Here is a 23,843-nt window from a genome sequence, read left to right as displayed (position 1 = left end):
CATGTTTAAAGAGAAATGTCTACTTATTACCGGCGGTACAGGTTCCTTTGGCAACGCTGTGCTAAAACGGTTCCTGCATACCGACATCCGGGAGATCCGGATCTTCAGCCGTGATGAGAAGAAACAGGACGACATGCGTAACCTGTTGCGTAGTGACAAGGTGAAGTTCTTCATGGGAGATGTGCGCGACTTCCGGAGTATTGATAACGCAATGGACGGAGTAGATTATGTGTTCCATGCCGCCGCATTAAAGCAGGTGCCTTCCTGTGAGTTTTATCCGATGGAAGCAGTACGTACCAATGTATTGGGTACAGAGAACGTAGTAGAAGCCGCCATCAAGCACCGTATTGAAAAACTGATATGCTTAGGTACCGACAAAGCCGTTTATCCGATTAACGCCATGGGCATATCCAAGGCAATGATGGAGAAAGTGGCTATTTCAAAAGCCCGCCTGCATAGTAAACCCCTCATCACCTGTACCCGTTACGGCAATGTTATGGCGAGCAGGGGTTCAGTGATTCCGCTATTCATCTCACAGATTAAGAGCGGTAAACCACTGACCATTACTGATCCTAAAATGACGCGTTTTATGATGTCACTGGACAACGCAGTAGAATTGGTATTGTTTGCCTATAAGAATGCGAATCCCGGAGACATCTTCGTGCAGAAAGCGCCGGCAGCTACTATTGGTCAGCTGGCACGTGTGCTGATAGACCTTTTTGAGTCCAAAAGCGAGATCAATGTAATAGGCACCAGGCACGGTGAGAAGTTGTATGAGACCCTGCTCACCAGGGAGGAATTTGGCAAGGCAGAAGATATGGGTGAGTTCTACCGCATCGCGGCGGACGATAGGGACCTGAATTATGCCAAGTATTTCTCTGAAGGGAATGAAAAGATCGCGGAAGCGCAGGACTATCACTCCCATAACACCTATCGTCTATCTGATGAAGAATTACGGGAGATGTTGCTGAAACTCGACTATGTACAAGAACAATTAACAAATAGTTATGCCGGCGAAGGTGAATTATATAAAAGGTGATCGCTTTACAGACCATCGTGGATCCTTGCAGTTTGTAAATGAGTTTTCGTTTCCGGACACAAAACGCTTTTACCAGATCACGCATCCGGATACATCGGTGGTACGCGCATGGCAGGGGCATCAGGTGGAAGAAAAGTCGTTTTATGTGGTGAAAGGCCGGTTTGTAATAGCCTGGGTGGAAATTGACGACTGGGAACGTCCATCGGCAGACCTGTCAGCAGCATATACTGTATTAGAAGAGCATGTGCCGGCAGTACTACATATACCAGCTGGTTTTGCCAATGGTATAAAAGCATTGGATCCAGACTCGATACTGATGGTATATTCTAATCTTAGCCTGGAAGCATCTGCAGCAGACCGTTGGTCATTTGATCAGCATTTATGGTTTGACTGGCAGCAGATGTCCATAAACACAATTACAGCATGAAGCGCATAGGAATAACAGGACAGTTTGGATTTGTTGGCAGTTATCTCTTTAACAGGATTAGTCTGCTAAAAGAAGAGTTTACGCTGGTACCCTTCAGACGGGCGTATTTTGAAGATACGATTGCGCTTACACAGTGGGTGTCACAATGTGATGTAATAATACACCTGGCAGCCATGAACCGCCATCCGGATCCGCAGGTAGTTCATGATACCAACCTGGATTTAGTATTGAAGCTATTGGAAGCCCTCGAAAAGGCTCCATCTGCTCCCCATGTAATCTTTTCCTCATCTACCCAGGAAGAGCGCGAGAATCCCTACGGAAAATCCAAAAAGGAAGGAAGGGTACTCCTGCGGGAATGGGCGGCTGAACATGGCGCACCCTTTACGGGTATGGTGATCCCGAATGTATTTGGTCCTTTTGGGAAGCCGTTTTACAATTCGGTAGTAGCGACGTTTTGCTATCAGTTGTGTAATGGTGAACAGCCGCATATTGACAACGACGGGTTACTGAAGCTGATCTATGTTGATGAACTGGCGGATGTCATTATTGCCGCCATCAGGGAAGAACAGGATCATTCTTTACTATTGGTACCACATACCAGTGAAAGTTATGTATCAGAAATACTGGAGAAGCTACAGGCATACCGGCACCAGTATCTTGAAAATGGCATATTCCCGGCATTGCCTGACAAGTTCAGTCAGCAGCTGTTTAACACCTTCCGCAGTTTCATCAACCTTGCGGACTATTTCCCTTATCAATTAAAACAACATGCAGATAACAGAGGCGTATTTGTAGAGATGATCAAACTGCATCAGGGAGGACAGGTGTCCTTTTCCACCACATTGCCTGGCATAACAAGAGGCAATCACTTTCATACCAGGAAAATTGAACGTTTCCTTGTAATAAAAGGCAAGGCGCTGATTGAACTGAGGAAGTACAATACAACAGAGGTGCTGCGCTTTGAATTGGATGGGAACCAACCATCCTACGTAGATATGCCCATATGGTATACCCACAACATTAAAAACATCGGCACAGATGAGTTATACACCGTATTCTGGATCAATGAGTTTTTTGATCCCCAGGATGCTGACACCTATTTTGAAGTAGTATAAAAGCTAAGTATATACCAGTTATGAGCGATACAATTAAAAAACTGAAAGTATTGACTGTTGTAGGAACCCGCCCGGAGATTATACGACTGGCCCGTGTGCTGGCCAGGTTGGACGCATCAGAAGCTATTGAACATGTATTGGTGCACACAGGACAAAATTATGATTATGAATTGAACCAGATCTTCTTTGAAGACCTTGGACTGCGCAAGCCCGATCATTTTCTTGAAGCCGCAGGCAAAACGGCAACAGAGACTATCGGACAGATACTGATAAAAATCGATCCTATATTAGAGGCAGAGCAACCTGATGCCTTCCTGGTGCTGGGTGATACTAACAGCTGCCTTTGTGCCATCCCCGCTAAAAAGAGGCGGATACCTATCTTTCATATGGAGGCTGGTAACCGTTGCTTTGATCAGCGTGTGCCGGAAGAGACCAACCGTAAGATAGTAGATCATATCAGTGATATTAACCTGACCTACTCTGACATCGCAAGAGAGTACCTGCTGCGGGAAGGGCTGCCACCTGACAGGGTTATTAAGACGGGCAGCCCGATGTACGAAGTCTTACATTATTATATGCCCAGGGTGCAGCAATCAGGTATTCTGATCAGCCTGGGTTTGTCTGCTCAACAGTACTTCGTGGTATCCGCACACCGGGAAGAGAATATCAATTCGGATAGAAACTTTGATAACCTGGTAGTGACACTGAACAGCATTGCCACCAGATTTGGTCTGCCAATTATCGTATCTGCACACCCACGTACCAGGAAGATGATTGAAGGCAAAGGAATTACGTTTGATCCGCTGGTCAGGCTGATGAAGCCAATGGGGCTGAGCGACTATATAGCATTACAGTTACATGCAAAAGCTGTATTATCTGACAGTGGAACGATCTCCGAAGAGTCGTCTATTCTCAATTTTCCTGCACTCAATATCAGAGAAGCACATGAGCGTCCGGAAGCTATGGAGGAAGCAGCAGTGATGATGGTCGGGTTAAATCCGGAACGTATTATGCAGGGACTGGAAGAACTGGCTTCTCAGGCAAGAGCGGAAGCCCGTACGTTGAGACTGGTAGGAGATTACAGTATGCCGAACGTGTCAGAAAAGGTAGTGCGTATCATCCTGTCCTATACCGATTATGTCAATAGAACAGTATGGAGCAAAAACCAGTAATATGAACAGGGAAAAAACCTTCTGGGTAGTGACAGAGCTATTCTTTCCGGAGGAGACCTCTACGGCTTATATTATGACGAAGATAAGCCAGCAGGTAGCGGGAAAGCGGAAAGTGCATGTATTGTGCGGACCGGCTGCTTATCAGCAGTCGAATATCATTGCGGAAAATGAGCAGCTGGAGAACATTCAAATTACTCGCGTTAAGGCAGGTGGTCTCAATAAAGATAAGCTGTTGCAACGCACCTGGCGTCTGATCACGATTAGTCTCAGACTGGCGGTTGCCTTATTCCGTAAGGCAAAAAAGGGAGACGATGTACTACTGGTTACCAATCCGGCCCCGCTGCTATTACTTGCTGCCAGGATCTGCAGATGGAAGGGATTGAAAAGTTATACCATTGTACATGATGTGTTCCCGGAAAACCTTGTAGTGGCAAAACTGATTAAACCTGCCAGCCTCTCTTACCGAATATTAAGAAGCATATTTAATGCTGCCTATAGCAGGATGTCCATATTGCTGGTATTGGGCAGGGATATGAAAGCACTATTTGAAGAGAAACTGGCTGACTACCGCAAACGGCCAGACATACATATTATTGAAAACTGGGCGGATATTGAGATAGTCAGTCCGGAGTTGAAAACGGGCAACGCCCTCGTGCAAGGACTGAAAATTAGCGACAAGATCATTTTCCAGTTTGCTGGTAACCTGGGGCGAGTACAGGGATTGCAGGAACTATTTGCTATTATCAAGGAAGTTGATAATCCCCTGCTGCATTTCATGTTTATTGGTGAAGGCGCTTGTAAGAAAGAACTCCAGGGTTACATACAGCAGCATCAGCTGCACCATGTAACGATCCTCGACTCTTTTCCAAGAAGCAAGCAGCAGGATTTTCTAAATGCAGCAGATGTAGGCATTGTCTCACTACAGGATGGAATGGTAGGGCTGGGCGTACCTTCTAAATCATACAACATATTGGCGGCGGGCAAGCCTATTCTCTACATAGGAGACCGTACGGGAGAGATCGGCCAGATGGTGGAAGAGCATGAAGTTGGTTGGTGCTTCAGGCTGACAGAACGGGAGGCTTTACTCTCATTCTTTAACTCCTTCTCACATGCTTCGCTGGCAGATTTGGAAATGAAGGGGCATAGGGCCAGAAGTCTGGCGGTGAATGTTTATTCAAAAGAAAGGATACTGAACAGGTACACGCAAATATTAACTGTGACATGAAGGAAAGCGTACTGTTAACAGGAGCGTCAGGCTTTTTGGGGCAGCAATTATTGCAGACGCTGCGGCCCGCTTACTCATTCACCACGATAGGGAGGGGAATAGCAAAAGGGCCTGAACCGCACATTCAGATTGACCTATCCCGGGAAAGGACAGATCAGCTGCCGGCATCACAGATAGTCATCCATTGTGCCGGAAAGGCGCACATGGTACCTGCTACGCCTGAAGAAGCGGATGATTTTTACCAGGTGAACTTTCATGGAACGGTTCATCTATGTAATTCGCTGGAATCTTCGGATGCAATACCTGTTTATTTCATCTTTATCAGTACCGTGGCTGTGTACGGAGTAGATGAAGGAGTTGGAATAACAGAGCATCATGCTTTAAATGGAGATACGCCTTATGCAAAAAGTAAGATACGGGCAGAACGTTTCCTCATAGAATGGTGTGGTGAGCGGGATGTGCAACTGCTAATACTTAGATTGCCACTCATAGCAGGTCCACATCCCCCCGGAAATCTGGGAGCGATGATCAGAGGAATCGCATCGGGAAGATACCTGAGCATCGGAGATGGTTCCGCACGCAAGAGCGTCGTATGGGGGGCAGATGTAGCTGCTATTCTGCCTGCTGCAATGCGTATAGGTGGTATATATAATCTGACAGATGGGTATCATCCCAGCTTCAGGGAATTGGAAATCGCTATCGCAACGGCGCTCAAGAAAAAGACACCGGCAGCTATGTCTATGAAGATGGCCAGGATGATTGCACGCATAGGCGATTGGCTAGGGAAACGGGCACCTGTAAATGGTGATAAACTGCGCAAGATTACCGCAACGCTGACATTCGATGATGCGAAAGCCCGAAAAGCATTAAACTGGCATCCGTCGAGGGTTATTGACAAGTTATCGTCTGTATTATGATGTATTTAGTATATGCTGTAATGTTTTTCCTGTTGCTGATAGCCTATTTCAAAATAGCCGACAGGTATAACATTATCGACAAGCCAAATGAAAGAAGCTCGCATGCTAACGTTACCATCCGTGGCGGCGGCATTATCTTCATTATAGCAGCCCTGGTTGCTGTGGGACAGCATTTTACTGAGTTCTGGCTACCCGTGCTGGGCATAGTGCTTATCGGCGTAATAAGTTTCCTTGATGATATTTATACTTTGCCTAATAAGGTAAGATTGCTTGTACACTTGGTAGCGGTAACGTTGTTGTTCTTATACCTTCATGTATTGTCTTTACCGCTGCTGGTAGTAATAATGCTATATATACTTGTGATTGGTATCATCAATGCATACAATTTTATGGATGGCATTAATGGAATCACCGGGTTGTATAGTCTGGTAGTGTTGGGCGGACTTCAATTCGTTAATCTGCAGCAGGCCGCATTTATAGCGCCGGATATGATATGGTTACCCATGATAGCGTCAGTAGTGTTTCTCTTCTTTAATTTCCGCAGGAAGGCAGTCTGCTTTGCAGGTGATGTAGGTAGTGTCACCATTGCTTTCTGGATAGTGCTTTTGTTGCTGGATCTGATATTGACAACCGGTGACTGGCTGTATATATTGTTTCTCAGTGTATATGGTGTCGATTCAATATTGACGATAATACATAGGTTGCTCTTACAACAAAATATATTCAAGGCCCACCGCCTGCATTTCTACCAGATACTTGCTAATGAGCAGAAAGTGCCTCATCTGGTAGTTTCTACAGGATATGCTTTGATACAGGCGTTGATTATTATTTTACTGATTAATGGTCAGTTGGCGCTAGGGCAGCAATGGATAAAGGGACTCACAATACTGCTGCCACTGGTACTCATTTACGTAGGGTTAAAAGGTAAGCTGATGCAGCCCCGTTTAAAATAGAATATGATGGAAACGTGTCTAATATATGGTACAGGCGGACATGCATTGACAGTGGAAGAACTGGCCATTAAGGAAGGATACCGGCTGATTGCCTACTTCGATGATAATGTAAAGGTACAGCAGCAGTACAGGGATAGGATGGTTCTGAAATATGACAGTATGTTCAATCATGAGTGTCCGGTAATTATTGCTATAGGCAACAACGCAGCAAGAAAGCGAATTGCAGCAATAGTTGCACATCGGTACTGCACGCTGAAAGATCAATCAGCTATTATCAGCAAGACTGTGTATATAGGTAAAGGTACCGTGGTAATGCCTGGTTCGGTTATTCAGGCAGATGTGCAGATAGGTCCGCATTGCATCCTCAATATTGGCAGCGCAGTAGATCATGAAGTACAGATTGGTGCATTTGTACATGTTGGTCCAAAGGTGTATATAGGCGGTGGCGCCGTCATTGGGGAAGGGGCAAACATCGGTGCCGGCACTATTGTGATGCGCAATGCAGTTGTCCCTCCATGGACTGATGTGCCTCCCAACCGTGTTGTTATATGATGTTATGATTTGAAGGTAAGGGTTACTCTAATGTACCTTTCATTTCGATAATCAGCAACCTGAAGAAAAATTGGTCGATTGTTAATTCCAGGAAAAATTCCGGTTATGATGAAAATAAAAGATTATCTGAGATCGTTAAAGCGTGAACTGCATATGCGTTCAGGGAAATCTCCCAGGACACGGGTACAACTGCGGTTGCACAGGGAAAGACACGGCTCTGACTATGGTGGATGGGTAATAAAAGCAGGCTCTGTTAACCATGACAGTATCATTTATTCAGTAGGGATCGGCAATGATATTACATTTGATCTTTCCGTTATCGATAAGTATGGCGTAAAGGTGCACGCGTACGATCCTACACCGGAAGTAAGAGATTGGTTGGCAGCACAGCAGTTACCGTCCCAATTCCTTTATAATGATGTAGCACTATCAGACAATGATGGCCATATAAAGTTCTACAAACCCGCAAATCCTGATTATATATCCCACTCTAGTGTGGAGATTAATAATCGGAATGCATACCTCGAAGTGCCGGCAAAACGTCTGCAAACCATCATGAAAGAAAATGGTCATGACCATATAGACATACTCAAGATAGATATAGAAGGGGCAGAGTACCCTGTATTGAAAGACATCCTGGAGTCAGGCATAAAAATTGAGCAAATTCTCGTCGAATATCATCACTTCTTTGATAATATTTCAGTAGCTGATACAGAAGAGTCAGTAGCATTGCTGAATAAATATAACTACAGAATATTTTACATTTCACCATTAGGATACGAATATTCATTAATGCGTACTGAGCAGTAACACCATACTTTTATATGAAGACGAATTAAAAGACCGGAAAGCCATAGCAATTGATTGTCAGTCGAATAGTTAACTATGTTCTACATGGTAGTAATATTACTATTTTCTCACGTTAATATTATTACGAATAAGTATTTTTTACATATCTTTATCAGTATCCGGGCTTCTGGCAGTTGCCCGGTCATGAGATGCATTGACTAACCTGACTATTTAACAATCCTATGAACAAGCCAGAGTGCAGCCGCCTATATAAGGTAGCTACTAAGCATGTCTGTGCCTTATTGCTCTGTTTTTGCCTATCGTTGTCAGGCCTTTATCGGGTAAGCGCACAGGATATAGAACTGAAAAATCCGTCGTTAGAAACGAAAGTATTATCATCGATGCTACCCGATGGCTGGAAGAGGTTTGAACAATCTCCAGACGTACAGCCGGGTGCATGTGGTATCACCCAATCTCCGTATGCAGGAAACACTTATATCGGCATGATGGCCAGTCCCGACTGGAGTGAGCGCATTGTACAGGAACTGGTAACTCCTTTGCAAGCAAATAAGACGTATACTGTATCCTTTAAGCTTGCATATCCACCTGAATACTTTTCTTCCTCGGTATGCAGCGGATCATTCGCTATCTACGGCGCTAACGAATTGACCGAGAAAGGAGAGATCTTATGGAAATCACCTGCCATAATGCACCAGGATTGGAAGCCATACACTGCTGTATTTTCAACTACTAAAGCTTACAAGTACTTCATTACTGGCCCATATATGGATACTATCTGTCACAACGCCTATCGGGCAGTGTTGTTAGACGATTTTTCGCCTTATATGCGCGAGGTGCCCCAGATTATTGTACAGGCCCGTAACAGCTGCAAGGGCGAGCAAACAGGTAGTGCCACTGTGCGGGTAAAAGCTGGTCAACCACCGTACAGATACAGGTGGGAACCTGGTAACTTCAGCGATTCAATTGTAAAGAACCTGGAGAAGGGAACTTATAAGGTAACAGTTACAGGGGCGAACGGCGCTGCGGCAACTACCTTTGTTGCTATTGGAGAGAACGAGCTGACTGCAGATGTGACCTCTTCGGCACCTATTTGTCATGGTGATACAAATGGTATTATCAAGCTGAATATATCAGGTGGCGTAAGTCCCTATGCATTCAGTATTGACGGAGGAGTATCCTATCAGGATGAACCCCTCTTTGAACATTTGAAGGCAGGCAATTATGACATTGAAGTGAAAGATGGCTTTAACTGCATACTGAACGTAAATAACTTTACCATCACTGAACCAGAACCAATGGAAATCACTGCTGCTAATGCCAGTGCAGTTAGTTGTAGCAGCGTAAAAAATGGCAGTGTGGAACTGTTGGTGACTGGTGGGGTAAGTCCTTATATCTATGAAATATCAGGGCAGTCCAGGGGATATGACAATGTGGTTTCCGGGCTTGACGCCGGTGATTATATCTACCGCGTTTACGATCAGCATAACTGTTATGTAGAAGGAGAGACGGTTATCAATAAGGAGTGGCGGGACTGTGCGGTCTTTATGCCAAATGCCTTCAGTCCGAATGGCGACGGTATGAATGATATATTCCGTGCAAAAGTACATGATGCTGTCACTGAGTTCAGAATGGCCGTTTATGGCAGATGGGGACAATTGATCTTTGAAAGCCGTAATCCGAATGTAGGTTGGGATGGTACTGAAAGAGGTTCAGGATTACCGGCAGGTAGCTACTTATGGGTAGTAACCTATACGGACAGTAAGCTGCAGGAAATACAGCAAAAAGGCACACTTGTGCTGGTACGGTAGCATAGATTGCAAAATGCCTGAACGCACAAGGGTTGTGGCCATTCCGGCAACAACCCTTGTACATATTGCTTGTTGTAAATAAGGTAAAGAGGCTAACTTATTTTACATGCTGATTCATTTCTTTAGCCAGCTCGAACATGGAGATCTGGTCTTTTCCGTTGAATACTTTCTTCAGTTTCTCATCTGCGTTGATCAGACGTTTGTTCTGTGCATCCTGTAAATTATGTTCTTTAATGTAGTCCCAGATCTTTTTAGTGATCTCGGTCCTTGGCAGCGGATCACTACCAATAACAGCTGCCAGTTCCGCACTTGGAGTCAGAGGGGCTTTAAGGCCTTTTCCACCTGATTCTTTCGCTGGGGCTGCTTTAGTGGTTTTTGCTGCTGGTTTTGCTGTTGTTTGTTTTGAAGTAGGCATTGTAAACCTTTTTTATGATTGTAATACCCAACGCAACACCAAATACTATGCCCCGTTTGGGTTTTAACGGCTTTTGGCAGTGAAACTGGTAGAATAATTATTCTACCTTCGTAATATTAGTCTGAAAAATATATACATCCTTTACCAATGACACCTTCGCCTGTTAAACAAATGATACTCAATGAGGATACTCCAATATATCAATTAGGCATCTGTGCTGCCCTTTTGGCTGCATTGGGCTTCATTATCTATCTGGTCGAAATACCATACCTCCTGCTGGCTGTGCTGGGATGGATCGTAATAGCCTGGCGTATCGTGGAGTATTCCCGCGGTTACCATGCTGTATACCTGGAAGAAGGGTATATCATTATATACAACCTGTTCCGCAGAAAGCGTAAATACATTCCATTTACTGATTTCCATACTATGGTGCTAAGTCCGCGGACTATCCAGTTCCCTGGTGTCTACCGCTTCGTCATACACTGCTCCGACGGTCCGAAATATGCATTCGTGATTCGTGATACGCATAATACTTCGCAAGGAGCCTTTGGCATATTTCAGACTAATAGCCAGATCAGTGCCTATCTTAACAGCGCTGTCAGACATTTTATAGATGGAACATGGATCGGGTCAAAACACCCATTTGGTTAAAGTCCCACATGGTATAGTCGGTTAGGATGTATTATTTTAGAGGTACATCTTCCAACGCTATGTATCTGTACCCACTCCTAAAAAATACCCACCTGATCTTCATTTTCCTGATATGTGCTTTTCTTCAGGCTCACCAGCCAGCTAAACCCCGTTTTCGTGCGCTTGCCCTGGCTGAGAAGGGCGGTCATCATTTATCCTATTCAAAGGCTGCACGCGTATGGCTGAATCAATTGGCAGCTGACAGCAACTTCACCATTGACTACATCGACAATACAGACCGTATTGACAGTGCTTTTCTGTCAGATTACCAATTGTTCATTCAGCTGGATTACCCACCTTATGGATGGACGGAACGGGCGGTTAAGGCCTTTGAGCAATACATAAACGAGGGTAGGGGAGGCTGGGTCGGTTTCCATCATGCCACTTTACTAGGCGAGTTTGATGGTTATAGTATCTGGCCATGGTTTTATGCGTTTATGGGCCAGATCCGGTTTAAAGACTATATCCCTGATTTTGCAACGGGACACGTATGGGTCGAAGATACGGTTCACCCCGTCATGAAAGGATTGCCGGCTGTTTTTACGGTACAGACCGAGGAGTGGTATACCTATGATAAAAGTCCGCGGCCACAGGTAAAGGTGCTTGCCAGGGTAGACGAACAATCCTACAACCCTCCGTCCGACAAAATAATGGGCGACCACCCGGTAATTTGGACCAACCCTGCCTACAAATCCAGAAACATTTACATCTTTATGGGTCATTCGCCGGATCTTTTCCAGAATAAAGCCTATCTGCAGCTCTTTAAAAATGCAATTTTCTGGGCTTCTGGGCTATAATCAGCGTCTTTTTATGTCATTGAATTGTCAGTTTTCCTCTTTGCGGAAACTTTTTAAGAGAATCTGAGACATTTTTTATCACCTGAAAAATCATACGAAGAATGTATTGACTGAAAATGACACCAAACGGTTTCTTATGAGCAAATCCAATAAATGCCCTGTAAATGTGCTGAAATATTTTTATGCATGTTTACGCAATGCTTTAACTGCGTATTTATACATACAACAAACGTGTCAGCCTACACCGTCCGCTTGCAGTAACAATAAATTTTCGTTAACCAAGGATTAACAACTTTCTAATTAGCAAAGTCTTAATATTGCATTAACAATCCGTGTGAGGGTAGCCCCAGTTGCCAAATAGGATTCGACAACTGGGGTTAACAAACAATGGATGAAAGACCGGCTTTCCATTCATGGTTGGCCGTTTTTTTTTGTAATAATCTCCTCTGCATAAACAAAAGAGCGTTCAATTTGAACGCTCTTTCTATTTGGATAGGTACTTCTTAAACGGCTACTGATAAAGGCTGCCTTAGCTTACAAGCCCTGGCATCCCGACTGCCGGCTTCACTAACAGCTATCTGCCAGGTAGTAAACCCAGGATACAGATCAGGGCTATAAGCCTTACAGGCAAATAAAACCTCCGGTTTACCTCCCAGTCCTTCTAATAACAAATGTTGCATTCCTAATGATCTGCCTAGCAGTAACGCTTCATGTAATAATAGTCGTAACGGACCATCAAAAAGGAAGTTCTCATGTGTTGCCGCCAGGTGCAACTGCATCAAGTCATTACAGAAGGTGAGCAATGCACCGCCTGTGGTCTGCGCACCCTGACCTGCCAGTAATAAACTGGTATCAAAGCCTCCGGGACGTAGCATCTGTCTGAACCAGGCTTTATCATAATGATCAGCAGAACCAGGATTAAGGGCTGCCATGTTGCGGCGAAAGATAGCGCCAAAATCATCAACATCCTGGATGGCCACCGCCTGCCGAACTGTATATCCCTTGCGTTTCAACTGCGATACATGGTTGCTAAAGCCTTCTCCGAAATGTTCCCTGCGCATTTCTACTGCATCGCCCACCTGCAAGAGCAGGCTTTCAGCATGCTTACGCAACACGCCCAGATTTATAGGTTTAAAGTTCTTATGGATTAAAGGATGTAATCGTACTGTTACACTGATGATCGTATGCTGCTCAATAAAAACCCTCAACACACTTTCAAAACGCTCCTGCATACCGCTGTTCAGCAATGCGAAATTCGTGCTGCACAGCGGACCTGCATAACTGTGAAGGGAGTACTGACGTACGCCATTGGACTCTCCTTCGTTCTTTCTGATAACGGGTAACGCAATGAATTCGGTTTCTTCTTCATAGACTAACAGCAACGGCTCGCCATCTGCAGCCGTGCTGTGATAGTGCCAGGTATGATGGAAGTCAGACATGTGAGCGTTTCTTACGAAACGGTCCCACCGCCTGTTATCATAAATGGTCACAACATTAAAAGACATCATTAAAACTGATTTTTCAATAAAGAATCTAAAAACGTACCGGCAAAATGTCCAGATGGTTTTTAATAATGGTATTCGGTTCGTTAAAATGTTTTTTAACGTTAATGCATGATTTTTAATAATATGGTTAACCGGGGTGTCTGCTGCCGCTTATACCAAAACTAATATGGTATCGTTTTTGTAAAAGCAGCCGATAGTTGCTAAGATAATCTGCATTCTATGAAAAGCCAACAGTGACAGAGTAAGTTTCTATCTTTCTTGTCCCATAGTTAACCATCAAAGACTCAACCACTATGCCAGTAGAGTAATTATTTGTAAACCAACTATATGGAGCATTTTTACAAAAAAACTATGCTCCAATATATTGGAGAACTATAACCGCATATACGAAATACTGGAGCTGTAGCCCGGATCACAAATATAGTGACTCGGGGGATCTATTCATGTAATTGTAATGGAACTATGGATTTGTTAGCTTTGATCGAACTGTTATTACCGGAAGGGACCTTGCCGGAAGTACAGTCACAGAATGGAAGAATAGAATGGAAAGAAGCAATAGGCAATATCAAAAATGAAGATGACCTGTTTGCATTTATAAGTAGTGTATTGCAACCCTATCTGCATACCCTCTCGCTGCTAATCGGCGTGGCGGATGTAAATGGGCATATCAGCCACTGGTGGCGCAAAACGGACGGATTAACATTGTTGCCACTACCCAGAAAAGTGAGTGAACATTTCATGCAGGACAACATCTCAGGTGTACTGGAAATGTACGCGCCTGACAGAAGATCGGCCTTGCAGACAACCCTCTTTAACAGCGGTGTTAGAGAAATGTTAATGGTACCGCTTCGCAACCATACCAGTAGCTTCGGTTTTTTGTGTATTCTGGCTAAACATCATAACACATTCCCCAAATCGTTGCAGATCGCGGTAAACCGCTACGCCGGATTGTTCGCCGCAGCTACATTAAAACTGTTATTGCGCGAGGCACTACCCCAATGGCTCGAAGAAGAGGACATGAATGACGGGGACGAACAGGAACTCTTCGTGCACAACGAACTGCTACCGGCCAAATTAGTCAGCGGTATCGCACTGCGCCCCGCAATAAAGCAAGTCAGACAAGTAGCCCCCACCGACGCCACTGTCTTATTGACTGGCGAAACAGGTACTGGTAAAGAGCTGTTCGCAGAAGCTATTCATCTATCGTCTCTTCGCCGGCACAAGGCATTTGTAAAAATAAACTGCGCTGCACTACCGCCACAATTGATAGAATCTGAACTATTCGGTCATGAGAAAGGTGCCTTTACCGGCGCTTTCCACCGCCGCATCGGTAAGATTGAGATGGCTGATGGTGGTACATTGTTCCTCGATGAAATTGGCGAACTTCCCCTCGATATGCAGGCAAAACTGCTCCGGGTAATCCAGGAGAAGGAGATCGAACGTATAGGGGGCAGTGATACCATTCCTGTAAATGTACGTATCATCGCTGCTACTAACAGACGGCTGGAGGATGAAATACAGCTCGGCCGATTTCGCCAGGACCTGTATTACCGCCTCTACGTATTCCCTATACATCTGCCGGCATTAAGAGAGCGTCGCGAAGATATTGCGCTGTTATTGCAACACTTCGCACGCAACGCTGCCAGAAAGTATGGTAAACCTATACGTCCAATTGCACCTGCCTCCGTCATGGCGCTGGTTGATTACCATTGGCCAGGCAATATCCGGGAAATGGAACACATGGTAGAAAGGGCAGTAATCGCTAATGATACTCCACTGATCACGATTGATGTCCCTACAGGGAATAAAGCGCTGCCAATGGAGGATGGCGCTGGTTCTCCGCTGCTTACCTTAGCGGAGACTGAACGGCAGACCATCATACGGGCGTTACGCTATTCCAATGGAAGAATCAGAGGGCCGCAGGGTGCCGCTGACCTATTGGACATAAAACCCACCACCCTGGAAGCCAGGATGAAAAAACTGGGTATCGTAAAGGAGCATATCGTGCGTTAGGTGCTATTATTTACTCATAATGCCCCCCATAGCCAATCGCAAATTTTACCAGCGCATTGGGACCGGATAACTGCAGCTTTTTGGTGATGTTATGCCGGTGATTGTCCACTGTGCGTACACTGATGCATTTGTAGGAAGCAATATCCCGGCTGCTCATACCCCTGGCAATCATGTCAAGGATCTTTGCTTCCGTCTTGCTCAACCGCTCGTTAATAGGATACCTGCCTTCCACAGGCAGCTGACGTATCAAGGTCTCCCTGACCACACCAGTCTCCCGGATATGATGATACCGGTTCAGACGGGACTGGATACTCTTCAGCAACTCTTCCCCGGTGAAAGGGAATACCAGGTAGTCATCTGCACCAAGGTTCATACCCTTCCGGATGTTGGAGGATACATTCAGCCGGTTGAAGAGAATGAACGGCAGATGTTTCAGTGAAGGATCATCCCGTAGCAAGATCAGAAACTGGTAGCCCGAGGCATCAGTGACTAATACATCACATACGATCAGGTCAGGTTGCTGCATGCCGGCAACGTGAACTGCTTCTGCAACCGTATTGGCTGTTAGAACGTCATAACTAGGCATCAATAGCTGGCGGAACTTCCTGAGAATAGCAATATCTCCTGTTACCAGCAGGATTTTAGAATGAGGGGCCTCCTGTAGGCTGGAGGTAGCCAGATAAGGTGTATTCATGGTACATGGTTTATTCCCGGTTCTTCCAGGAATGCTTTATTAGGTTAATATTCGGCTGTTAATGGCTATTAAATCCGGCCAGGCTTTTATGCCTTACATGACAAGGGTAATTAGAATAATAACAAGTAGTAAGGCTTTGGAAGAAAGATATGGGATTTTTTCTCTTTTAAATAAAAGCAGCGTGCTGAAATAAAGTTAATGAATTTATTGCAACTAATTGATTTTGTAGATAAAAAAGGCAATATCCTGACGATATTGCCCTGGCAGTAAGCAGCATACTTCACAGTGCTATAACCGCCCATCTACCAGGTCACGGTCAATACAAGCCTTGGTGTCGAAAATAACGGCATTCCGGCTGCTGAACTTCTTAAAATCAAAGGTCAGGAACTCGTTATGTGCCACCGCTATCACCATCGCGTCAAACACTTCATGACCTTCCAGCTTGTTTGTAATAGTGATACCATACTCTCTTTTCACCTCTGCTGCATCGGCCCATGGATCATACACCGTTACATCCAGGCCGTATTGCTGCAGTTCATGATGGATGTCTACTACCCGCGTATTACGTACATCCGGACAATTCTCCTTAAAGGTAATACCCATAATCAGGGCGCGGGCACCTTTGATCTTATGGTCCTTTTCTATCATCAGCTTCACTACCTTGTTCGCTACAAAGTAGCCCATCTGGTCATTCACCCTTCTTCCTGACAATATAACCTGGGGATGGTAACCAAGTGATTCCGCTTTGTGCGCCAGATAGTACGGATCGACTCCGATGCAATGACCCCCAACCAGTCCAGGTTTATATCGCAGGAAGTTCCATTTTGTAGACGCGGCCTCAATCACGTCATTCGTATCAATACCGATACGGTCAAATATCAGTGCCAGTTCGTTTACAAAAGATATATTCACATCCCGCTGCGCATTTTCTATTGCTTTTGACGCTTCAGCCACTTTGATACTAGGGGCTTTATGCGTACCTGCCGTAATAATAGACGCATACAATTCATCAATACGGGTTGCAATTTCAGGGGTAGAGCCACTGGTTACCTTTTTGATGCGGGTAAGGGTATTGATCTTATCCCCTGGATTGATCCTTTCCGGTGAATAGCCCACAAAGAAATCCTGGTTGTAACGTAGTCCGGAGTGTTGCTCCAGTACCGGCACACAGTCCTCTTCTGTACATCCCGGGTATACGGTGGATTCATATACAACGATATCCCCCCGCTTCAGAATACCGCCCAGCATAGCAGATGCTGCCAGCAGGTAGGTCAGGTCGGGCGACTTAAACTCGTCTATTGGCGTAGGAACTGTAACAATAAATATCTGGTGTGCTTTCAGATCCTCCGTATCGAAGGAAAAACGCAATCCTTTGCCGGCAGTGGATTGTTTGCCGGCTGCCAGTACGGTATGCAGTGCATCAATATCCGCTTCCCTGGTTTTATCCTGCCCGTTGCACAATTCCTGTACGCGTGTTTCATTAATGTCAAATCCCAGTACGTCGTACTTCCTGGCAAATTCAATCGCAAGGGGCAGGCCCACGTAGCCAAGGCCGATTACTGCTATCATGTCGAATATATTACTTGATCACCTGTGCGGCGGTCGTCAGCGTCTTATTTTTAAAAGGGTAGTGCTCGAGTAGTTTGACCAGTTTTTTGTCTTTCGCAATCGATTTAATCGCCTGCAGATGTTTGTCATGGTGCAGATCGGTTCCGATAAAGTCTACCAGCTCCTGGTCAATCAGCCATTCTGCCGCTTTTTGTATATGGCGGCCGTAGTACCCTGTCAGCGACAGCAGGTTGACCTGAAGGTGGCACCCGCGCTGTTTAAAAGTCCGGTATTCCTCCGTTTGCTGGTGGTAGTAATTGTAACGTTCCGGATGTGCCAGTATAGGCCGGTAGCCTAATGCGGCCAGATCAAACAGCCACTGATGCAGCTGCGGAGGTGCACACATGAAAGATATCTCTACCAGCAGCAGCTCTCCGTTCAATGTCAGCAGCCTGGAAGATTTCATCAGCTCCTCAAAGTATTCATCCATATAATACTCTGCCGCATGATGCAGGCTGACAGTAGAACCTTTGGCCAGCAGTGCTTCTTTTACTGACTGGAAAGGAGCGCTGATGGTCTCGGCAGAATTTGGATAGCGGTCAATAATAATATGCGGTGTAGTGATAACCTTCTGAATGCCTAATTCATGCAATGTTTCAATAAAACGGACAGAGGTATCCACATCCTGCACGCCATCATCTACTGCCGGTACCAGGTGGGAATGGATATCAGTCTCTATTCCGGCAAGGAACGGAATATTTGCATTGGTGGTATCAGACTTCTTGCGGAAAAAAAACATCATTTTAACGGGTCTGGTATATGAAGTTATGCTTCAAAATCGAGGGAAGCTACAATCTGTTCGAGGTACTTTTGATCAGTTTCATCGAAATGATTCAGTAGTTCGCTGTCTACGTCTAATACACCAATAACCACGCCATTGCGGATTACAGGGACTACTATTTCTGACTTTGACAGGCTGCTGCAGGCAATATGGCCAGGGAATGCCTCCACATCAGGAACAACAAGGGTCTTCGCCGCTGCCCAGCTTGCGCCGCATACACCGCGCCCCTTTTTAATACGGGTACAAGCTACCGGCCCCTGAAAAGGGCCTAATACCAGCTCGTCGCCTTTTACAAGATAAAAACCTACCCAGAACCAGTTAAACTGCTCTTTGAGTGCAGCGACCGTATTTGCCAGGTTTGCAATCAGATCGGGTTCCCCCGTAATGAGTGCATCAATCTGCGGAATAATAGATTGATATTCTGCGGTCTTGTCGCCTTTAATGATACTCAGATCTTCTGCCATAATTGCAAATATAGTGAAACTTGAAGGGAGCTATGCAAAACCACTGCAGGGGAAAGATAAAATGAACAAACCGAAAAGATAAAATGAACAAATAAATACGTAATTTGGAATCATAAGTTTTAACCCATAGCTGCCGTCAGCAATGTCCCTATTGAAAATCCATCAGCCAGAATTTGTAAACGTTACTTTAAAAGACACCTGTTATGATGACTATTCACTCCCCGCCGGGTAACGGCCTGTTATTGCTATAAGGATGCTTATGTTAGCCGGGATTCGTTTACATAAAATATGAACCATATATTTGTCATTGTATGAAAGCACAGGTAATATTGGTGAATGAGCACGATGAGGAAACAGGATTGATGGAAAAAATGGAAGCACACGAAAAAGGTCTCCTGCACAGGGCCTTTTCAGTTTTTGTTTTGAATGATAAAGGAGAGATGTTGCTACAACAGCGCGCACTCGATAAATATCATTCCGGAGGCTTGTGGACCAACGCCTGCTGTAGTCATCCCCTCCCGGGCGAAACCGTGGAAGCCGCCACACACCGGCGTCTTGCAGAAGAAATGGGCTTTGATTGCCCGTTACGCGAACTATTCCAGTTTACTTACCGCACAGAATTTGACAACGGTCTGATTGAACATGAATACGACCACGTATGGGTAGGCTTCTATAACGGAGAGATCCACCCAGATCCCATTGAAGTACACGCATTTCATTATTTACCAATAGATGAAATCCTACGGCAGCTTACGGCAACTCCTGAGCAATTCACCAGTTGGTTCAGACTGGCCTTTCCAAAAGTAATTGATCAATTAAGGGAATGATGTCCCTTTAACCCACTTAACCCACTTTTTACTATGCCAACGATCACCTTGCCTCGGATAATCTATCCGTTCCCCTCCCTTATTAACCAATACGTAACAGCAGCGCACGAACAGAACCGTCAATGGGTGGCTGACTTCGGCTTCATTACCACTCCTGAAGCAATGGCCCGTTTTGACAAGTCCCGCTTTGCCTGGCTGGCTGCCAGAGCATTTCCACAGGCAGGTTTTCATGAACTCTGCACCATCGCTAACTTTAACACCTGGCTGTTTATGCTGGATGATCAGTGCGATGAAGCCCAACTCGGGAAAAAAGCTGTTTACCTGGAACACGTTACTGACGGCTTTATGGATATCCTGAAGCATAATAAGCCTGTTGATACCGTATTGGGAAGAAGTTTTACTGACATATGGGAACGTATGCAGGCACTGGGCGATACTGCATGGCAGACCCGTTTTATCAGAAGTATGGAAGAATACTTCACTTCCTGCCATTGGGAAGCAGGTAACAGAGCCGCCGGCAGCACGCCTACTGTAGCTGAATATGTAACGATGCGGCCTTACACCGGTGCATTGTTTGCTGATGTCGAAGCTATCGAGATCATAGAAAAAGTCTATCTGCCGTCACATATTCTGCAGCACTTCATCGTACAGCGACTGGTACTGGCCTGCAATAATATCGTGTGCTGGGCCAATGACATCTTCTCCTGTGCAAAAGAAGCTAAACAGGGAGATGTCCATAATCTCGTTCTCGTATTACATCATGAACGCAATATCTCCCTCCAGGAAGCTGTCAACGAAACCGCCAGGATGCACGACGAAGAAGTCAAACTCTTTACCGCACTCGAAAAACTGCTGCCATCCTTTGGAGCCGAAGTAGACGCTGAACTGGAAAGATTCCTGTCAGTACTGCGCTCCTGGATCACAGCCAATTACGACTGGAGCTTTCACGATACCGGAAGATATGTAAACAGGGAAGTGGAAGTTGGCGTAGCCAGGTAAATTTGAAAAAGAGGAATCGGGAAGTCTCAACCCGACCTTAATCATGCAGCGAAGATCAGCGCATATCACAGGCCAAACCTGATGTATATGCAGGCCGGTCTTCGCTGCATTTCATATCTATAAATCTATGTCCGGGTTCTTAGTTTCTTCTCTATCATCTTACCCAGCCACCAGAACGACAAGGCCAGCACTGTAAAGAATACGCCCTTATGCGTGCGGTCCCACAAGTACTCAAAATACCTGGTATACAGGTCCAGCAGTAAAAACAACACTGCCATATCCCTGACCATCGTATCGTGTGTTTTAATACCCCACAACAATACCAGTACACACAATATCGTAAATCCCGCTACCCACCATAGCAGATGTACCTGCCTTACCTGCTGCCACTCTTCAAAAGACGCAGTATTGCCAAATATAGAGATCATCCAGCCTGAAACCATTAGTAACAGCCAGCTGCCGGCCCAGGTAATGTGCTTCACCGCTGAGTATAAACGATTCTTACGGAACAACGAATGGATACCAATCATCAGCACTGCCAGCAATACCATGCGGCACGGGAGGTTCATTCCCCAGAAAAAAGAACTGTCCTCAGAAAGATAGTAAGTAAGCTTTACGTAAGCTGGTATCAGGCATAGCAGGGTTGCTGTCCACATCAACCTGGAACCCAGCAACACACCAATCACTCCGTATGCCACTGTGGCCAGCAGCCAGAACGCGCCATGATTACCATTCAGGTACTGTACCGACTTACCCAGGTACACGACACTGACGCCTATACTCAGGATCGGCAATAACCAGAACAATTCCCTGTTGAGCGAGTAAGCAGGTTGTTTCTGCTGACGGCGGTAACCGTGCAGACATAGAAACACTGTTAGCCCGGCAAATAGTGCGGATATTATTCCGTCAGTAAGCGAATACTTCAGACGAAATACCTCAATCCATTTTTCATCCAGCACCAGTGAACCGAAAGCCATCAATGCACATGAAATAGCCGCAATAAAGATATAGAGGGTCACCGCCTGCCAGTCACCCTGCCTCACCCGCCAGGAATCTTTCATACGGCTAGCCTGCTCAGGGGTAATAAGGTTTTCGGATTCCCATTGACGCACCGCCCGCTGCAGGAGGTACGCTTCCTTTTTATCTACTTCTAACATACAGGGTAAATATAACGTAAAAACAATGCGGGCTATTGAAATAATGTTTATTTAAGTATCTTGACCCGCTTTTTTACTTATCAAACTTAATGCTACGGTCTGAAAACAGCTTGTGAGCGGGCCTTTAAATCCCTGATATGAACCAAATAGCTGATACGCACCACTTACAGAACTGGGATTACCTGGTTTTCTTTATCTATTTTATCATTGTAGCCGGGTTCGGTTATTATGTATTTCAACGCAAGCGATCAAAAACTGCCAGCACCAAAGACTTCTTCCTGGCAGAAGGTTCTCTGACCTGGTGGGCCATCGGCGCGTCGCTGATTGCCTCTAATATCTCGGCAGAACACTTCATCGGACAGTCAGGTTCAGGCTTCGCGCTCGGACTGGCTATCTCGTCTTACGAATGGATTGCTGCCGCCACGCTCATCATTGTGGCTATCTTCTTCATACCTATTTACCTCAAGAACAAGATCTACACCATGCCGCAGTTCCTGCTGGAACGTTATAACGCGACGGTAAGTACGATCATGGCCATTTTCTGGCTGATTGTCTACGTGCTGGTAAACCTTACATCTATCATCTATCTCGGTGCACTGGCTATCACCGCCATCTCAGGTATACCATTCTTCTGGTGTATCATCGGCCTGGCCATCTTCGCATTGCTGGTAACGCTCGGCGGAATGAAGGTGATCGGTTATACGGATGTCATCCAGGTGTTCGTGCTGATTGTCGGTGGATTGGCAACAACTTACCTGGCCCTGAACCTGGTATCCAATCACTTTGGTTATGGGGATAATATCCTGAAAGGGATCACCATCGTAAGAGAAAAAGCTGATACCCATTTCCATATGATATTCTCCTCCGACCATCCTTACTATAAAGACCTGCCCGGACTTTCTGTACTGATCGGTGGTATGTGGATCAATAACCTGAACTACTGGGGATGTAACCAATACATCATCCAGCGTGCCCTCGGCGCTGATCTGAAGACGGCGCGGAATGGGATCCTGTTCGCGGCATTCCTGAAACTGATCATACCGGTGATTGCAGTCATTCCCGGCATTACCGCCTACGTGCTGTTCAAAGAAGGTGTATTCAATGATGAGTTGAAAAATGCGGCCGGCGTAGTAAAACCAGACCTGGCTTACCCCACTTTGATGAACCTGCTGCCTGTGGGGCTTAAAGGACTCGCATTTGCAGCGCTGACTGCCGCTATCGTGGCTTCGCTGGCGGGTAAACTGAATAGTATTTCCACTATCTTCTCCCTGGATATTTACCATAAGTATTTTAATAAAAATGCCAGTGAAAAACACCTGGTAAGAGTAGGCCGTATCGCTGTCATTGTTTCCATGCTGATCGCTTGTATAGTAGCGCCTGCACTGACTACACTGGATCAGGCGTACCAGTTTATCCAGGATTGTGTAGGATATATCTCACCAGGCATCCTGGCGATATTCCTGCTGGGTTTCTTCTGGAGACGCACTACCTCGCTGGCAGCGTTGCTGGCGGCAATACTGACCATCCCATTATCAGCCCTGCTTAATTTCCTGCCAGCCTGGACGAACGGTGCATTCCCGGACTATCCTTTCCTGGACCGTATGACCATCGTCTTTGTCTTCCTGGTAGTACTGATGATTGTAGTGACATTGGCAGACAAGCGCAGCAAAGATCAGAAACGCATCATTGAGATCGATACTTCTATGTTCCGTACTACACCAGCATTCCTGGTAGGTAGTGCTATCATTACGGGTATACTGGTAGTTTTGTACACAGTATTCTGGTAATCAATAAATTAGTAATTAGGTAGATCCCCTGATAACAATAAAAGGGCGCCCTGTTAAACCAACAGGACGCCCTTTTTTCTATAATGAG

The 23,843-nt window shown here is 45.5% G+C and carries 23 protein-coding genes; 16 read left to right on the top strand and 7 right to left on the bottom strand.

The genetic code is table 11. The annotated features are described in order from the left end of the window. Position 1: 1 nt before the first annotated feature. From K1Y79_RS23660 to K1Y79_RS23615, 10 genes are all read left to right on the top strand, one after another. Positions 2–1,039: a polysaccharide biosynthesis protein gene (locus K1Y79_RS23660; RefSeq protein ID WP_220252667.1), complete on the top strand. Its 1,038-nt coding sequence runs from the start codon at positions 2–4 to the stop codon at positions 1,037–1,039. Next, a complete protein-coding gene (locus tag K1Y79_RS23655) occupies positions 1,008–1,466 on the top strand; it encodes a cupin domain-containing protein (protein ID WP_220252666.1) in 459 nt (152 codons plus the stop codon). The genes K1Y79_RS23660 and K1Y79_RS23655 overlap by 32 nt, the downstream gene beginning before the upstream one ends. Beyond that, positions 1,463–2,581 carry a polysaccharide biosynthesis C-terminal domain-containing protein gene (locus K1Y79_RS23650; RefSeq protein ID WP_220252665.1) on the top strand — a complete coding sequence of 373 codons (1,119 nt, stop codon included), beginning with the start codon at positions 1,463–1,465 and terminating at the stop codon, positions 2,579–2,581. Before K1Y79_RS23655 ends, K1Y79_RS23650 begins: the two co-directional genes overlap by 4 nt. 20 nt (positions 2,582–2,601) lie before the next feature. Next, entirely contained in the window at positions 2,602–3,753 is a 1,152-nt protein-coding gene (wecB, locus tag K1Y79_RS23645) for a non-hydrolyzing UDP-N-acetylglucosamine 2-epimerase (RefSeq protein ID WP_236059785.1), read from the top strand. Between the two features lies 1 nt (position 3,754). Beyond that, positions 3,755–4,978 carry a glycosyltransferase family 4 protein gene (locus K1Y79_RS23640; protein ID WP_220252664.1) on the top strand — a complete coding sequence of 408 codons (1,224 nt, stop codon included), beginning with the start codon at positions 3,755–3,757 and terminating at the stop codon, positions 4,976–4,978. Next, positions 4,975–5,895 (top strand): NAD-dependent epimerase/dehydratase family protein, encoded by a 921-nt coding sequence (locus K1Y79_RS23635; RefSeq protein WP_220252663.1) that lies wholly within the window; start codon positions 4,975–4,977, stop codon positions 5,893–5,895. The genes K1Y79_RS23640 and K1Y79_RS23635 overlap by 4 nt, the downstream gene beginning before the upstream one ends. Next, positions 5,892–6,848 carry an MraY family glycosyltransferase gene (locus K1Y79_RS23630; protein ID WP_220252662.1) on the top strand — a complete coding sequence of 319 codons (957 nt, stop codon included), beginning with the start codon at positions 5,892–5,894 and terminating at the stop codon, positions 6,846–6,848. The genes K1Y79_RS23635 and K1Y79_RS23630 overlap by 4 nt, the downstream gene beginning before the upstream one ends. Before the next feature lie 6 nt (positions 6,849–6,854). Further along, positions 6,855–7,400 (top strand): PglD-related sugar-binding protein, encoded by a 546-nt coding sequence (locus tag K1Y79_RS23625; RefSeq protein ID WP_220252661.1) that lies wholly within the window; start codon positions 6,855–6,857, stop codon positions 7,398–7,400. 105 nt (positions 7,401–7,505) lie between these two features. After that, on the top strand, positions 7,506–8,210 hold the full coding sequence (locus K1Y79_RS23620) for an FkbM family methyltransferase (RefSeq protein ID WP_220252660.1): 705 nt from the start codon (positions 7,506–7,508) through the stop codon (positions 8,208–8,210). 221 nt (positions 8,211–8,431) lie between these two features. Continuing rightward, the gene (locus K1Y79_RS23615; RefSeq protein WP_220252659.1) at positions 8,432–10,018 is read left to right on the top strand and encodes a T9SS type B sorting domain-containing protein; all 1,587 of its coding nucleotides are present in this window, start codon (positions 8,432–8,434) and stop codon (positions 10,016–10,018) included. A gap of 97 nt (positions 10,019–10,115) precedes the next feature. On the opposite strand, the gene K1Y79_RS23610 is transcribed toward K1Y79_RS23615, so the two are convergent. Next, the gene (locus tag K1Y79_RS23610; RefSeq protein ID WP_220252658.1) at positions 10,116–10,433 is read right to left on the bottom strand and encodes an SWIB/MDM2 domain-containing protein; all 318 of its coding nucleotides are present in this window, start codon (positions 10,431–10,433) and stop codon (positions 10,116–10,118) included. Between the two features lie 171 nt (positions 10,434–10,604). On the opposite strand from K1Y79_RS23610, the gene K1Y79_RS23605 reads away from it, so the two are divergent. Both K1Y79_RS23605 and K1Y79_RS23600 read left to right on the top strand, forming a co-directional pair. Continuing rightward, positions 10,605–11,084 (top strand): hypothetical protein, encoded by a 480-nt coding sequence (locus K1Y79_RS23605; RefSeq protein WP_220252657.1) that lies wholly within the window; start codon positions 10,605–10,607, stop codon positions 11,082–11,084. A 26-nt stretch (positions 11,085–11,110) separates the two neighbouring features. Further along, a complete protein-coding gene (locus tag K1Y79_RS23600) occupies positions 11,111–11,920 on the top strand; it encodes a ThuA domain-containing protein (protein ID WP_236059784.1) in 810 nt (269 codons plus the stop codon). Positions 11,921–12,423: 503 nt separating this feature from the next. On the opposite strand, the gene K1Y79_RS23595 is transcribed toward K1Y79_RS23600, so the two are convergent. Next, positions 12,424–13,428 (bottom strand): hypothetical protein, encoded by a 1,005-nt coding sequence (locus K1Y79_RS23595; protein WP_220252656.1) that lies wholly within the window; start codon positions 13,426–13,428, stop codon positions 12,424–12,426. A gap of 459 nt (positions 13,429–13,887) precedes the next feature. Between K1Y79_RS23595 and K1Y79_RS23590 the strand changes: the two genes are divergently transcribed. Then, positions 13,888–15,438, top strand: coding sequence for a sigma-54 interaction domain-containing protein (locus tag K1Y79_RS23590; RefSeq protein ID WP_220252655.1), 1,551 nt, complete (start codon positions 13,888–13,890; stop codon positions 15,436–15,438). Between the two features lie 10 nt (positions 15,439–15,448). Here the strand turns inward: K1Y79_RS23590 and K1Y79_RS23585 are convergent, their stop codons facing one another. The 4 genes from K1Y79_RS23585 to K1Y79_RS23570 all read right to left on the bottom strand — a co-directional run bounded on the left by K1Y79_RS23585 (position 15,449) and on the right by K1Y79_RS23570 (position 18,985). After that, positions 15,449–16,132: a response regulator transcription factor gene (locus tag K1Y79_RS23585; RefSeq protein WP_220252654.1), complete on the bottom strand. Its 684-nt coding sequence runs from the start codon at positions 16,130–16,132 to the stop codon at positions 15,449–15,451. Between the two features lie 288 nt (positions 16,133–16,420). Then, complete coding sequence (locus K1Y79_RS23580) at positions 16,421–17,701, bottom strand: nucleotide sugar dehydrogenase (protein WP_220252653.1); 1,281 nt, start codon at positions 17,699–17,701, stop codon at positions 16,421–16,423. A 10-nt stretch (positions 17,702–17,711) separates the two neighbouring features. Beyond that, complete coding sequence (locus tag K1Y79_RS23575) at positions 17,712–18,482, bottom strand: tyrosine-protein phosphatase (RefSeq protein WP_220252652.1); 771 nt, start codon at positions 18,480–18,482, stop codon at positions 17,712–17,714. Between the two features lie 23 nt (positions 18,483–18,505). Further along, complete coding sequence (locus K1Y79_RS23570; RefSeq protein WP_220252651.1) at positions 18,506–18,985, bottom strand: GAF domain-containing protein; 480 nt, start codon at positions 18,983–18,985, stop codon at positions 18,506–18,508. Between the two features lie 311 nt (positions 18,986–19,296). On the opposite strand from K1Y79_RS23570, the gene idi reads away from it, so the two are divergent. Together idi and K1Y79_RS23560 are read left to right on the top strand one after the other, a co-directional pair. Then, entirely contained in the window at positions 19,297–19,812 is a 516-nt protein-coding gene (gene idi / locus K1Y79_RS23565) for an isopentenyl-diphosphate Delta-isomerase (protein ID WP_220252650.1), read from the top strand. 33 nt (positions 19,813–19,845) lie between these two features. Then, on the top strand, positions 19,846–20,811 hold the full coding sequence (locus K1Y79_RS23560) for a (-)-gamma-cadinene synthase (RefSeq protein ID WP_220252649.1): 966 nt from the start codon (positions 19,846–19,848) through the stop codon (positions 20,809–20,811). A gap of 125 nt (positions 20,812–20,936) precedes the next feature. Here K1Y79_RS23560 and K1Y79_RS23555 read toward each other — a convergent pair whose 3' ends face one another. Beyond that, a complete protein-coding gene (locus tag K1Y79_RS23555; protein WP_220252648.1) occupies positions 20,937–21,968 on the bottom strand; it encodes a hypothetical protein in 1,032 nt (343 codons plus the stop codon). Positions 21,969–22,105: 137 nt separating this feature from the next. Here K1Y79_RS23555 and K1Y79_RS23550 point away from each other — a divergent pair, with 137 nt between their 5' ends. Further along, positions 22,106–23,755: a sodium/sugar symporter gene (locus tag K1Y79_RS23550; protein WP_220252647.1), complete on the top strand. Its 1,650-nt coding sequence runs from the start codon at positions 22,106–22,108 to the stop codon at positions 23,753–23,755. The last annotated feature ends 88 nt before the right edge of the window (positions 23,756–23,843 follow it).

The organism is Chitinophaga rhizophila, from assembly GCF_019492185.1.
GTDB classification, from domain to species: Bacteria; Bacteroidota; Bacteroidia; order Chitinophagales; family Chitinophagaceae; genus Chitinophaga; species Chitinophaga rhizophila.
This window is presented reverse-complemented; position numbering and strand designations above follow the sequence as displayed.